Genomic DNA, 13,445 nt, shown 5'->3' on the forward strand with positions numbered 1-13,445 from the left:
GGGGGATGGCAGCCGAGTCCATCCCTTCCATTTCATATACTCCCAAAACCATAGCTGGTCTTGAAGGATTTACGGGTGCGAAAGGCCATTCTTGCACAGGAATGCCGAGTGCCAATGGAGATGGGAGACAAGGGGAGTGCAGAGACGAATGGATGGGAATAACGAGCGAAAGCAGCAGCGCGGCCATGTGGCGCTGCTGCTGCTGGGCGGGCTGGTCTTGCTGGCGCTGGGGGTGCTGCTGTTCTGGCTGTGGCTGCCGCTGCTGATCGCAGTGGCAGCAGGTGGCCTAGTGTTTGTGCTGCTGTCGCAGGTGGGCCGTATCGGCTGGATGCTGGAAGGGCGGCGCGCGCTGCGCGATCCAGGCTTGCTGATGGAGGACGGGCGGCTGCGCACGCCGGTGTGGCTGCCGTTTTACGCGATGCTGGCAGCCCTGGTGGCCACGGCCTGCGGCTGGATGGTCTTGTTCCTGCTGCCCGACAGCCTGCACCCGGCCGAGATGCTGCAGATGGGCACGGGCCTGGCCGGCGCCATCGTGGTGCTGGTGGCAGTGTGGCTGCTGGGGCAGCTCAGCACCGGCTGGTCGCTGCTGCGCCAGGGCGAGGCCTGGAATGCGCGCCGCATGTCGCCTGAATGGTGGGTCTGGGCGACGATCGCGTTTGTGCCGGCCATGCTGGCAATCGGCCTGCTGGCGCCAGACCGGGCCGGGCTGCAGGCCTGGGGCCTGCAATGGCGCGGGTATGACAGCCAGCCGCTGCGCATCCAGCTGGCGCCCGCCAGCAACCCCGAGCAGGCGCGACTGCGCGATGCCGCCTTGCTGGAGCTGGTGCAGCCCTTGCTGGTACAGGGCAGCCGCCGCATCCGTGCCAGCATGCGCAGCCGCCACGGCACAAGCAATTGGACCGCCGCCCTGCCGGCGCGCTACCGGCTGCGGGGGGATGTGCTCGACATCCAATTGTCAGGCCGCCTGGACCCGGAGGGGCTGCAGCGATATGCACAGCAACTGCAGCAACTGGGCGCGGGCGACCCCAGCGCCCTGCGCTGGTTGGTGGCGGCGCAATGCCTGCCAGCCCCCAGTGCGATAGCGGCCCTCAGCGCGGCCGCGCGGCGCGCGCAGTGGGCACAGGTGCAGGCCTGCGCGCAGCAGCGCAGCCAGGCCTTGCAAGCGCTGGGCGCGCAGCTGCAAGGGCAGATCCAGCAGGTGGATCTACTGCCGCCGGCGCACTACCGGCCCTGGCCCCAGCGCGGTGGCTGGCAGGCGGTGGCCTTGCCCTCGGGGCCAGAGGCTTTGAACGAATTGCCGCTGCTGGCGCATTGAGGCTGGGCGCGGCGGCTTTTTACAGCGCCAGATCCGTCCACTGCCCCGGCTCCAGGCCATCGAGCGTGTAGGGGCCAATGGCCATGCGCACCAGGCGCAGCGTAGGGTGGCCGACGGCGGCTGTCATGCGCCGCACCTGGCGGTTGCGGCCTTCGCGGATGATGAGCTCAATCCAGCAATCGGGCACGCTCTGGCGTACGCGGATCGGCGGATTGCGCGCCCACATCGCGGGCTGCGGATCGAGCATGCGCACCTGGGCGGGCAGGGTCTTGCCGTCTTTCAGGTCCACGCCATCGCGCAACTGCTGCAAGGCCGCTGCATCGGGAATGCCTTCGACCTGCACCCAGTAGGTCTTGGCCATCTTGTGGCGCGGGTCGGCAATGCGGGCCTGCAGCTGGCCATCATTGGTCAGCAGCAGCAGGCCTTCGCTGTCGCCATCGAGCCGGCCCGCGACATAGACGCCGGGCACATCGATAAAGTCCTTGAGGCCTTGCCAGCGCCCCTCGGGCGTGAACTGGCTGACGACGCCATAGGGCTTGTGAAAACCCAAGAGCCGTGGCGGCCCGGCCGGGACTGCGGGCCTGGAGGGCTTGAGAAATTTGACCGGCCCGCCGCTCTTGCGCGGCCGCATGCGTGGCTCGGGCATCAGCGCTGCACGGGGCTCAGGGTTGCACGCAGGCGCTCGCCGGGCGCGGTCTCCGGGGGCGGGGGCGTGGTCTCCAGCGCCTCTTCCACATTGCCGATATGGGCCAGCATCAGTGCGCGGGCCTGCTCGGCATCGCCCCGTTCCAGCGCTTCGACAATGCTGGCGTGGTCGGCGCAGGACTGCTCGGCGCTGTGGTCGGACTGGTAGAGCGTCGCGGCCAGGGTGGTGCGGGCGGTCAGGTCGCGCAAGGTATCGGCCAGCAGGCGGTGGCCCATGTTCTCGGCCAGGCAGACATGGAAATCGGCCAGCAGAAAGGCGCGCGTGGCGGCATCGGCCCCCTGGATCGCGCGCTGCTCCTCATCGATATGCAGGCGCAGCTGGCGGATCACCTGCTGCATCGGCCGGCCCGAGGTCTCCAGAATGCCGGCCTCGATGATGCGGCGGGCGGCAAAGGCGTCGCGCGCCTCCTCGGCACTGGGCTGCACCACATACCAGCCCCGGCGCGGCTGCACCTGTACAAAGCCGCGCGCCTGCAGCTGCATCAGCGCCTCACGCACCAAGGTGCGGCTGACCGAGAAGTTGTCTGCCAGCGCTTGTTCTCCCAAGCGTTCGCCCGGCGACAGCTTCTGCGCGAGGATGGCTTCGACGACGCGTTCGGCGATGGTGGTGGGGCTGACAGCAGTCATGGGCTCAGGCGTGGGGTGTGGACAGCTCCGATTGTGCCGTGTCTTGCGGCAGCTTCTCGCCATTGAGCACCTTATGGGCCCGTTCGCGGTCGATATCGCCTTCCCAGGACGCAATCGCCACGGTGGCCACGCAGTTGCCGATCAGGTTGCCCAGCGCACGGGCAATGCCCATGAACCAGTCCACCGACAGCACCAGCACCAGGCCAATCGCCGGGATCGCGGGGATCGCATGCAAGGTGGCAGCCAGCACCACGATCGCCGAGCCCGGCACGCCATGCGCACCCTTGGAGGTGACCAGGGCAATCGCCAGGATGGTCAGCAGATCGGTCATCGAGATCGGCGTATTGGTGGCCTGTGCGATGAAGACCGCCGCCAAGGTGATGTAGATCGAGAACGCATCCAGGTTGAAGGAGTAGCCGGTGGGGATCACCAGGCCGACGGTGGAGTCGCGGATGCCCAGGTGGCGCAGCTTGGCCATGATCTGGGGCAGCACGCTGTCGGACGAGGTGGTGGCAAACACGATCATCAGCTCTTCACGCAGGTAGCGCAGCAGCTTGATGAGGCTGAAGCCCGAGACACGCATCGCAAAGCCCAGCACCACAAAGACGAAGAAGGCGACGGCCACATAGAACAGCAGCACCAGCATGCCCAGCTGCTTGAGCGAGCCCACACCATACTGGCCGACGGTAAAGGCAATCGCGCCCAGCACGCCCAGCGGCGCCAGCTTGATGATGATGCCCATCACCTTGAACAGCACATGCGACATGGTGTCGATCACCAGGCTGACCGGCGCGCCGCGCTCGCCCAGCATGGTCAGACCGCAGCCAAACAGCACGGCAAACAGCAGCACCTGCAGCACATCGCCGGTGGCAAAGGCCTGCACCACGGTGGTGGGGATCAGCTTCATCAGGAAGTCGACCGTGCCGCCGCTGGTCAGCTTGTCGGCATTGCTGGCGTAAGCGCTCATCGCCGAGGCATCGAGCTTGCTCGGGTCCACGTTCATGCCTGCACCAGGTTGGAACACAAAGGCCAGCACCAGGCCCAAGGCCAGTGCAATGGTGGTGAGCACCTCGAAGTAGATCAGCGCCTTGACGCCGACCCGGCCCACGCGCTTGAGGTCGCCCGCGCCGGCAATGCCATGCACCACCACGCAGAACACCAGCACCGGGATGATCATCTTGATGAGCTTGATGAAACCATCGCCCAAAGGTTTGAGTTTGACGGCCCATTCCGGTGCCATCAGGCCGATGATGACCCCGATGATGAGAGCCACCACCACCTGCCCGAACAGCGATCTGACAAAGCGACGCATACGCATTCCTTTTGTGTTTGTATACAAGTTATAAATCTCTTGTATGCAAAAATGTACCCAAGCACAAAGCATTCGGTGAACAGGGATTACCCGTGAGTGTTCACCGACTTGTGCGACCTCGGAGACATAAGCAAAAAGCCTGCCATGCAAGATGCAAGACAGGCTTTGTATGCAAGGAATGCAGCTTTCTGCAACGGCCCCGGGCGGGGGCCATGCAGGGGCTATCAGGCCTTTTCGACGGCGGCGACCACCACCACTTCGATCTTGTAATCGGGGTTGCCCAAGGTGGCCTGCACGGTGGCGCGGGGCGGCGTATGGCCGGGGGCCACCCAAGCGTCCCAGACGCTGTTCATCTGGCCGATTTCGCTGATGTCGGTCAGGTAGATCTGGCACTGCAGAATGCTGGCCTTGCTCGATCCGGCCTCACCCAGCAGGCGGTCGATATGGCCCAGCACTTCCTGGGTCTGGGTGACGATATCGGCACCGGGGTTGTTCTCGGGGATCTGGCCAGCCAGGTAGACGGTACCGTTGTGGATGGCGGTTTCGGACAGGCGGGCGCCGACGTGGCGGCGGTCGATGGCAGAGGTCATGCTCGTCTTTCGGTAACGGAGGGGGATACGCAAAAATCATAGCGCATCACAGGGGCGGTGCGCAGGCACAAGGCTGTTGCGGCACAATGGCCCTCTTCGCCGTTGCAGCCTCTGCCGCCCACCATGACCGACCGTTTTTCCGATGCGCTCCAAGCGCTGAACCAGCCCGTTTGGGATGCCTGCATCCACCACCGCTTCATTGACGAGATGCGGGCCGGCAGCCTGGACGATGCGGTGCTGCGCCGCTACCTGGTGCAGGACTACCAGTTCATCAACCAGTTTGTGGCGCTGCTGGGTGCGGCCATCGCCAGTGCCGATAGCTTTGCGCCGCGCGTGCGCCTGGCGCAGTTTGCGGCCATGATCACCAGCGACGAGAACACCTATTTCCAGCGCAGCTTTGACGAGCTGCAAGTGCCTGCGCAGGAGCGCGAGACGCCGCCGCTTACGCTGCCTACCGTGCAGTTCCAGGCGCTGATGGGCCAGGCCGCGCGCAGCCAGAAATACGCCAACTGCCTGGCCGTGCTCTGTGTGGCCGAAGGCCTGTACCTGGATGGCTTTGACCAGCCCGGCCAGACCCTGCCGCCACGCTTTGTGCATGCCGAATGGATCAGCCTGCATGCCAACGACTTCTTCCGCGATTTTGTCGGTTGGCTGCGCGCCGAGCTCGACCGCATGGGCGAGAGCATCGACCCCGATGCACGCGCCGAGGCGGCCGATTATTTCAGCCGCGCAGTGGTGCTGGAGCAGGCCTTTTTTGACCATGTCTACCAGCCGCCCAGCGCCGACTGAGCGCAGCAACCGCCACCAACCCCTCAACACCTCGAGACAAAGCTCCCCACCACAGCCAGCCCCTGGCCGGGCGGCACCCACTCCCTACAGCGAGTCATCCCATGCTCAGCATTCAAGACATCCGCGACGCCGCGCAGCGCATCCAAGGCAAGGTCGAACGCACACCCTGCCTGTACTCCCACACCCTGTCCCAGATCGTGGGCGCCAAGGTCTACCTCAAGTTTGAGAATCTGCAGTTCACGGCCGCCTTCAAGGAGCGCGGTGCCTGCAACAAGCTGATGCAGCTCGATGCCGAGCAGCGTGCACGGGGCGTGATTGCGATGAGCGCGGGCAACCATGCCCAGGGCGTGGCCTACCATGCGCAGCAGTTGGGTGTGCGGGCGGTGATCGTGATGCCGCGCTTCACGCCGGGCGTCAAGGTCGAGCGCACGCGCAGCTTTGGTGCCGAGGTGGTGCTGCATGGCGACACCCTGGAAGAGGCCCGCGCCCATGCCTATGCGATGGCCGAGGACCAGAAGCTGGTGTTTGTGCACCCCTTTGACGATGCCGACATTGCAGCCGGCCAGGGCACCTTGGCGCTGGAGATGCTGGAAGACCAGCCCGATCTGGACACCTTGCTGGTGGCGGTGGGCGGCGGTGGCCTGATCGCCGGCATGGCTACCGCGGCCAAGGCCGTCAAGCCCGGCATCCAGGTGGTGGGCGTGCAGACCTCGCGCTTTCCCAGCATGGTCAATGCGGTGCAGCACCAGGACCTGCCCGTCGGCGTATCGACGATGGCCGAAGGCATTGCCGTGGCCACGGCCGGCATGATCACGCGCGAGATCGTGGCCCGCGCCGTTGATGACCTGGTGCTGGTCGAAGAAAGCGATATCGAGCAGGCCGTGCTGATGCTGCTGGAGATTGAAAAGACCCTGGTCGAAGGGGCCGGCTCGGTGGGCCTGGCCGCGCTGCTGCGCTACCCCGAGCGCTTCCGGGGCCAGAAGGTGGGCCTGGTGCTGTCGGGTGGCAATATCGATCCGCTGCTGCTGGCCTCCATCATCCAGCGCGGCATGGTGCGCTCGGGCCGGCTGGCGCGCCTGCGCATCAGCTCGCGCGATGTGCCCGGCATGCTCGCACGCATCACGGCCATCGTGGCCGAGGCGGGTGCCAATATCGAAGAAGTGCACCACCAGCGCGCCTTCACCAAGCTGGCCGCGCAAAACACCGAGATCGACATCGTGCTGCAGACCCGCAGCAAGGCACATATCGACGAGGTGGTGGAGAAGCTGCGCGCCGTCGGCATGCAAGTCGATCTGGCCTGAGCAACCAGGCATCATGCCGGCCCGGCCGCAGGGCCGGTTTGATGCACATCAGGCGCTGCCGAGAAAAGCGGCGGTGTAGTTCTTCAGAACGATGGCAGGGCGCAGGCCATCGTTCTTCCGGCGCGGCCTGATGCGCTAACCGGTGGATGGTGCGCTGCGCGCTGGCGCAGGACAGTAGGGGTAGACCAACAACATCTGCCCCCACCATGGATTCCGCCACTGCCCCTCCCGCTGTCTCGCGTCAGGCCTGGAGTGTGCTCGCCGTCAGCACCCTGGCCTTCACGGTCTGTTTCATGGTGTGGATGATGTTCGGCGTCATCGGCATCCCGCTCAAGCAGCAACTGGGCCTGAACGCGACCGAGTTCGGCCTGCTCACCGCCATGCCGGTGCTCTCGGGCTCGCTGGTGCGGGTGCCGCTGGGCATCTGGACCGACCGCTTTGGCGGCCGCAATGTGATGACCCTGTTGATGGCGGTCACCGTGCCGGCCGTCTGGCTCATGGCATACGCCACGCAGTACTGGCAGTTTCTCGTTATCGGCCTGTTTGTCGGCCTGGCGGGGGGCTCGTTCTCGGTCGGCACGCCCTATGTGGCGCGCTGGTTCCCCAAGCAGCGCCAAGGCATGGCCATGGGCGTCTATGGCGCGGGCAATTCGGGCTCGGCCGTCAACAAGTTTCTGGCCCCGGTCCTGTTGGTGGCGGGCGGCTGGGCACTGGTGCCCCAGGTCTATGCGGCCATTCTGGCCTGCACTGTGGTGCTGTTCTGGCTGTTCAGCGCGCACGACCCGCGCCACCTGGTGGCCAGCAATGCTCGCTTTGTCGACCAGCTGCAGGCCTTGAAGGACCCGCGCGTGCTCAAGTACTGCCAGTACTACAGCATCGTCTTTGGTGGCTATGTGGCGCTGGCGCTGTGGATGGTGCAGTACTACGTGGGCGAGTACGGCCTGGACATCCGCGTGGCCGCCTTGCTGGCGGCCTGCTTCTCGCTGCCCGGCGGCGTGCTGCGCGCCATTGGCGGTGTGCTGTCCGACAAATACGGCGCCCACAAGGTCACCTGGTGGGTGATGTGGGTGAGCTGGATCTGCCTGTTCCTGCTGAGCTACCCGCAGACCGATTTCACCATTGCCACCGTCAACGGCCCCAAGACCTTCCACCTGAGCCTGAACGTCTACAGCTTCACCGCGCTGATGGGCGTGCTGGGCGTGGCCTTTGCGTTCGGCAAGGCCAGCGTCTTCAAGTACATCGGCAATGACTACCCCGACAACATCGGTGCCATCAGCGGCATTGTGGGCCTGGCCGGCGGCCTGGGCGGCTTTGTGCTGCCCATCCTGTTTGGCCTGCTGCTCGATCTGACGGGCGTGCGCTCCAGCGCTTTCATGCTGCTTTATGGCGTGGTCTGGGTCTCGCTGATCTGGATGTACTGGACCGAGGTGCGCCGCGCCGATGTGATGGGCGCTGCCGCTGGCCGCAAGGCCTGACAGCCGCCATCGATTTCCCCTGGAAGGACTCTCCATGAAAACCAACACCCCCTCTGCGCCGCGCCGCGGCAGCACCTTGAAGATCTGGACCCCGGAAGACAAGGCCTTCTGGGAGAAGGAAGGCGAGGCCATCGCCAAGCTCAACCTCTGGATCTCCGTGCCGGCCCTGTTCCTGGCCTTTGCCGTCTGGCAGGTCTGGAGCGTGGTGGCCGTCAGCCTTCCGGGCCTGGGCTTTCAGTACTCCACCAACCAGCTGTTCTGGCTGGCGGCTGCGCCTGCGCTGTCGGGTGCCACCTTGCGCATCTTCTACTCCTTCATGGTGCCGCTGGTGGGCGGCCGGCGCTGGACGGCGATCTCCACCGCCAGCCTGCTGATCCCTGCGATCGGCATCGGCATCGCCGTGCAGGACCCCGCCACGCCGTACCCGACCATGCTGATCCTGGCCTTGCTGTGCGGCCTGGGCGGGGGCAATTTCAGCTCCAGCATGGCCAACATCAGCTACTTCTTCCCCAAGGACCGCAAGGGCTCGGCGCTGGGCGTGAATGCCGGCCTGGGCAACCTGGGCGTGTCGGTGGTGCAGTTCCTGAGCCCCATCGTCGTCACCGTGGGCCTGCTGGGTATCTTTGGCGGTGAGCCGCAAACCATCATCCAGGGTGGTGTGCAGGTCAAGGTCTGGATGCAGAACGCCGCCTTCATCTGGGTGCCCTGGATTGCGCTGACCTCGGTCGTGGCCTGGTTCACGATGAATGACGTGGCCGATGCCAAGGCCTCGGTGGCCGCGCAGGCTGCCATCTTTGTGCAGCCCCACAACTGGATCATGTGTGTGCTCTACCTGGGCACCTTTGGCTCCTTCATCGGCTTTGCCGCCGGCTTTCCGCTGCTCATCAAGGGCCTGTTCCCCGAGGTCAATCCGCTGGCCTACGCCTGGCTGGGCCCGCTGGTGGGCGCGCTGGTGCGCCCCTTTGGTGGCTGGCTGGCCGACAAGGTCGGTGGCGGCGTGGTCACGTTCTGGAACTTTCTGGTGATGGCGCTGGCCGTGCTGGGCGTGCTGTGGTTTCTGCCCAAGGGCACGGGCAGCTACGCGCTGGCCTTTGGGCCGCAGGCGGGCAGCTTCACCGGCTTCTTCCTGATGTTCCTGGTGCTGTTTGTCACCACCGGCATCGGCAACGGATCGACCTTCCGCATGATCCCCGTGATCTTCAACCAGCTGGCCACGCAAGGAGCCGGCAAGGATGCGGCCTCGCAGGCCGCCGCCCTCAAGGAAGGCAATGTGCTGGGCGCCGCCGCCGTCGGCTTTGCCGGTGCGCTGGGCGCCTACGGGGGCTTTTTCATTCCCAAGAGCTATGGCAGCTCGATCGCATCCACCGGCGGGCCCGAGGCCGCGCTGTGGGTCTTTTCTGCCTTCTATTTGCTGTGCGCCGTGGTGACCTGGTGGTGCTATGCCCGCCGCAACGCCGCGATGCCCTGCTAAAGGTCCCCGGACCTGGACCCCACGAGAAAGAGAACTGTTATGAGCCATTTCCTCGACCGACTCACCCACTTTCGCCTGCCCAAGGAGAGCTTTGCCGGCGGCCATGGCCGTACCACCGGCGAAGACCGCACCTGGGAAGATGCCTACCGCGCCCGCTGGGCGCATGACAAGATCGTGCGCAGCACGCATGGCGTCAACTGCACGGGCTCCTGCTCCTGGAAGATCTATGTCAAAGGCGGCATCGTCACCTGGGAAACCCAGCAGACCGACTACCCCCGCACCCGCTGGGACATGCCTAACCATGAACCGCGTGGCTGCGCCCGGGGCGCCAGCTACAGCTGGTATCTGTACAGCGCCAACCGGGTCAAATACCCGATGGTGCGCGGTCGCTTGCTGGAGCGCTGGCGCGCTGCGCTCAAGGTCGCCAGGACGCCGGTCGATGCCTGGGCCTTGATTGCGCAGGACGATGCTGCACGCCGCGACTACCAGCAGGTGCGTGGCTTGGGCGGCTTTGTGCGCTCCACCTGGGACGAGGTCAACCAGCTGGTGGCCGCTGCCAATGTCTACACCATCAAGCAGCACGGGCCGGACCGCATCATCGGCTTCTCGCCCATCCCGGCGATGAGCATGGTCAGCTACGCGGCCGGCAGCCGCTACCTGAGCCTGATTGGCGGCGTCTGCATGAGCTTTTACGACTGGTACTGCGACCTGCCGCCGGCCAGCCCCCAGGTCTGGGGCGAGCAGACCGACGTGCCCGAATCGGCCGATTGGTACAACAGCAGCTACATCATTGCCTGGGGCTCGAATGTGCCGCAGACGCGCACGCCCGATGCCCACTTCTTCACCGAGGTGCGCTACAAGGGCGCCAAGACGGTGGCCGTCACGCCCGACTACAGCGAGGTGGCCAAGCTCTCCGATGTCTGGCTGCACCCCAAGCAGGGCACCGATGCGGCGCTGGCGATGGCCATGGGCCATGTGGCGTTCAAGGAGTTCTACTTCGACAAGCGCAGCGAATACTTTGACGACTACGCACGCCGCTTCACCGACCTGCCGATGCTGGTGCTGCTCGAGAGCAAGACCCTGGCTGATGGCAGCGTGGTGCAGGTGCCTGGCCGCTACCTGCGCGCCAACGATTTCAACGGCAAGCTCGGCCAGGACAACAACCCCGAGTGGAAGACCATGGCCTTTGACAGCCAGGGCCGTGCCGTGCTGCCCCATGGCTCCATCGGCTTTCGCTGGGGTGCCGAGGGGCGCGACGACGCGGGCAAGTGGAACCTGGAGTCCAAGGAAGCGCGCCATGGCGACGAGGTCACCCTCAAGCTCTCGGTGCTGGAAGATGGCAGCCAGGCCCATGAGATTGTGGATGTGGGCTTTCCCTACTTTGGCGGCATTGCCACGCCGCATTTCACGGCCAATGAGCAGCAAGGCGATGTGAGCCGCGCCAAGGTGCCGGCCGTGCGCCTGCGCCTGGGCAGCGATGGCGAATACCAAGAGGCCCTGGTGGCCACCGTGTTCGACCTGCAGGCTGCGCAATACGGCATCAACCGGGGGCTGGGCAGCGGCGCTTCCAGCTACGACGACGATGCCGCCTACACGCCCGCGTGGGCCGAGAGCATCACCGGCGTGCCGCGCGAGCAGATCACGATGGTGGCGCGTGAGTTTGCCGCCAATGCCGACAAGACCAAGGGCAAGTCCATGGTCATCATCGGTGCGGCGATGAACCACTGGTACCACTGCGACATGAACTACCGGGGCGTCATCAACCTGCTGATGCTCTGCGGCTGTGTGGGCCAAAGCGGCGGCGGCTGGTCGCACTATGTGGGCCAGGAAAAGCTGCGCCCACAGACCGGCTGGACCGCGCTGGCCTTTGCGCTGGACTGGGCACGCCCACCACGCCAGCAGAACTCGACCAGCTTCTTCTACGCCCACACCGACCAGTGGCGCTATGAGAAGCTCGGCCTTGAAGAGATCGTCAGCCCGCTGGCCGACCGCAGCCAGTACGGCGGCAGCATGATCGACTACAACGTGCGCGCCGAGCGCATGGGCTGGCTGCCCAGCGCGCCGCAGCTCAAGACCAACCCCTTGTCGATAGCGGCCGCTGCCGATGCCGCCAACCTGGCGCCGCGTGACTATGTGGCCCAGGGCCTCAAAAGCGGCAGCCTGACGATGAGCTGCGAAGACCCCGATGCGCCCGAGAACTGGCCGCGCAACCTGTTTGTGTGGCGCAGCAACCTGCTGGGCTCCAGCGGCAAGGGCCATGAGTACTTCTGCAAGCACCTGCTGGGCACCGACAACGGCGTGCAGGGCAAGGACCTGGGCCCGGATGACGCCAAGCCCGAAGAGGTGACCTGGCATGCCGATGCGCCCCAGGGCAAGCTCGATCTGCTGGTCACCCTGGACTTCCGCATGAGCACCACCTGTCTGTACTCGGACATCGTGCTGCCCACGGCCAGCTGGTACGAGAAGAACGACCTCAACACCAGCGACATGCACCCCTTCATCCACCCGCTGTCGGCAGCGGTCGATCCGGTGTGGGAATCGCGCTCGGACTGGGAAATCTACAAGGGCTTTGCCAAGTCCTTCAGCGAGGTCTGCGTGGGCCACCTGGGCGTGGAGCGCGACACCGTGCTGACCCCGCTGATGCATGACACCCCCGCCGAGCTGGCCCAGCCCTATGGCGTGGCCGAGTGGAAGAAGGGCGAGTGCGAGCTGATCCCGGGCAAGACCGCGCCGCAGGTGACCGTGGTGGAGCGTGACTACCCCAACACCTACAAGCGCTTTACCGCACTGGGCCCGCTGATGGACAAGCTGGGCAATGGCGGCAAGGGCATTGGCTGGCAGACCGGCACCGAGGTCGAGCAGCTGGGCCAGTTGAATGGCCTGACCACCGAGCCCGGCGTGACCGAAGGGCGCCCGCGCATCGTCAGCGACATCGATGCCTGCGAAGTCATCCTGCAGCTGGCCCCCGAGACCAACGGCCATGTGGCGGTGAAGGCCTGGGAGGCGCTGGAGAAGTTCACCGGCCGCGAGCACAAGCACCTGGCGATCTACCGCGAGGACGAGAAGATCCGCTACCGCGACATCCAGGCGCAGCCGCGCAAGATCATCAGCTCGCCCACCTGGAGCGGCATCGAGAGCGAGACGGTCAGCTACAACGCCGGCTACACCAATGTGCATGAGCTGATCCCATGGCGCACCCTCACCGGCCGCCAGCAGTTCTACCAGGACCACCCCTGGATGGTGGCCTTTGGCGAGGGTTTCTCCAGCTACCGTCCACCGGTGGACATGAAGGCCACGGCCGGCATGCAGGGCATCCAGCCCAATGGCCACCCCGAGATCCAGCTGAACTTCATCACGCCGCATCAGAAATGGGGCATCCACAGCACCTATACCGACAACCTGTTGATGCTCACGCTCAACCGGGGCGGGCCGGTGGCCTGGATCAGCGAGGAGGACGCCCTGCGCGCCGGCATCGAGGACAACGACTGGATGGAGATGTTCAACCTCAACGGCGCAGTGGCCGTGCGGGCGGTCGTCAGCCAGCGGGTCAAGCCCGGCATGGTGATGATGTACCACGCGCAGGAGAAGATCATCAACACGCCCGGCAGCGAGATCACTGGCGTGCGCGGCGGTATCCACAACTCGGTCACGCGGATTGTGCTCAAACCCACGCACATGATCGGCGGCTACGCGCAGTACAGCTACGGCTTCAACTACTACGGCACCATCGGCACCAACCGCGACGAGTTCGTTGTGGTGCGCAAGATGGCCAAGGTGGACTGGCTGGACACGCCGCGCGATGACCACCTGGCCGCCGCCTACCAGGCCCAGGGCGAGAACCCCTGAGCGCCACGCAGAAG

General features: G+C 65.4%; 10 protein-coding genes. 6 read left to right on the forward strand and 4 right to left on the reverse strand.

All coding sequences use genetic code 11. The features are described from left to right. Positions 1-148 precede the first annotated feature (148 nt). The gene (locus EDF71_RS11650; protein WP_133856749.1) at positions 149-1,315 is read left to right on the forward strand and encodes a hypothetical protein; all 1,167 of its coding nucleotides are present in this window, start codon (positions 149-151) and stop codon (positions 1,313-1,315) included. A gap of 19 nt (positions 1,316-1,334) precedes the next feature. On the opposite strand, the gene EDF71_RS11655 is transcribed toward EDF71_RS11650, so the two are convergent. From EDF71_RS11655 to EDF71_RS11670, 4 genes are all read right to left on the reverse strand, one after another. After that, positions 1,335-1,961 carry a pseudouridine synthase gene (locus EDF71_RS11655; protein WP_243854271.1) on the reverse strand — a complete coding sequence of 209 codons (627 nt, stop codon included), beginning with the start codon at positions 1,959-1,961 and terminating at the stop codon, positions 1,335-1,337. Further along, a complete protein-coding gene (locus EDF71_RS11660; RefSeq protein WP_133856750.1) occupies positions 1,961-2,647 on the reverse strand; it encodes a GntR family transcriptional regulator in 687 nt (228 codons plus the stop codon). Before EDF71_RS11660 ends, EDF71_RS11655 begins: the two co-directional genes overlap by 1 nt. A gap of 4 nt (positions 2,648-2,651) precedes the next feature. Next, positions 2,652-3,959, reverse strand: coding sequence for a C4-dicarboxylate transporter DctA (locus EDF71_RS11665; protein WP_133856751.1), 1,308 nt, complete (start codon positions 3,957-3,959; stop codon positions 2,652-2,654). Positions 3,960-4,183: 224 nt separating this feature from the next. Beyond that, positions 4,184-4,549, reverse strand: a complete 366-nt coding sequence (locus EDF71_RS11670) for a RidA family protein (protein ID WP_133856752.1) — start codon at positions 4,547-4,549, stop codon at positions 4,184-4,186. A gap of 123 nt (positions 4,550-4,672) precedes the next feature. Between EDF71_RS11670 and EDF71_RS11675 the strand changes: the two genes are divergently transcribed. From EDF71_RS11675 to EDF71_RS11695, 5 genes are all read left to right on the forward strand, one after another. Beyond that, complete coding sequence (locus EDF71_RS11675) at positions 4,673-5,338, forward strand: TenA family protein (RefSeq protein WP_133856753.1); 666 nt, start codon at positions 4,673-4,675, stop codon at positions 5,336-5,338. A 101-nt stretch (positions 5,339-5,439) separates the two neighbouring features. Beyond that, positions 5,440-6,639: a threonine ammonia-lyase gene (locus EDF71_RS11680; RefSeq protein WP_133856754.1), complete on the forward strand. Its 1,200-nt coding sequence runs from the start codon at positions 5,440-5,442 to the stop codon at positions 6,637-6,639. A 206-nt stretch (positions 6,640-6,845) separates the two neighbouring features. Continuing rightward, positions 6,846-8,114 carry a nitrate/nitrite transporter gene (locus EDF71_RS11685; protein ID WP_133856755.1) on the forward strand — a complete coding sequence of 423 codons (1,269 nt, stop codon included), beginning with the start codon at positions 6,846-6,848 and terminating at the stop codon, positions 8,112-8,114. Positions 8,115-8,148: 34 nt separating this feature from the next. Beyond that, complete coding sequence (locus EDF71_RS11690) at positions 8,149-9,585, forward strand: MFS transporter (RefSeq protein WP_133856756.1); 1,437 nt, start codon at positions 8,149-8,151, stop codon at positions 9,583-9,585. A gap of 39 nt (positions 9,586-9,624) precedes the next feature. Then, positions 9,625-13,431 (forward strand): nitrate reductase subunit alpha, encoded by a 3,807-nt coding sequence (locus tag EDF71_RS11695; RefSeq protein ID WP_133856757.1) that lies wholly within the window; start codon positions 9,625-9,627, stop codon positions 13,429-13,431. The last annotated feature ends 14 nt before the right edge of the window (positions 13,432-13,445 follow it).

Source organism: Comamonas sp. JUb58 (assembly GCF_004364775.1).
Lineage (GTDB): Bacteria > Pseudomonadota > Gammaproteobacteria > Burkholderiales > Burkholderiaceae_C > Comamonas.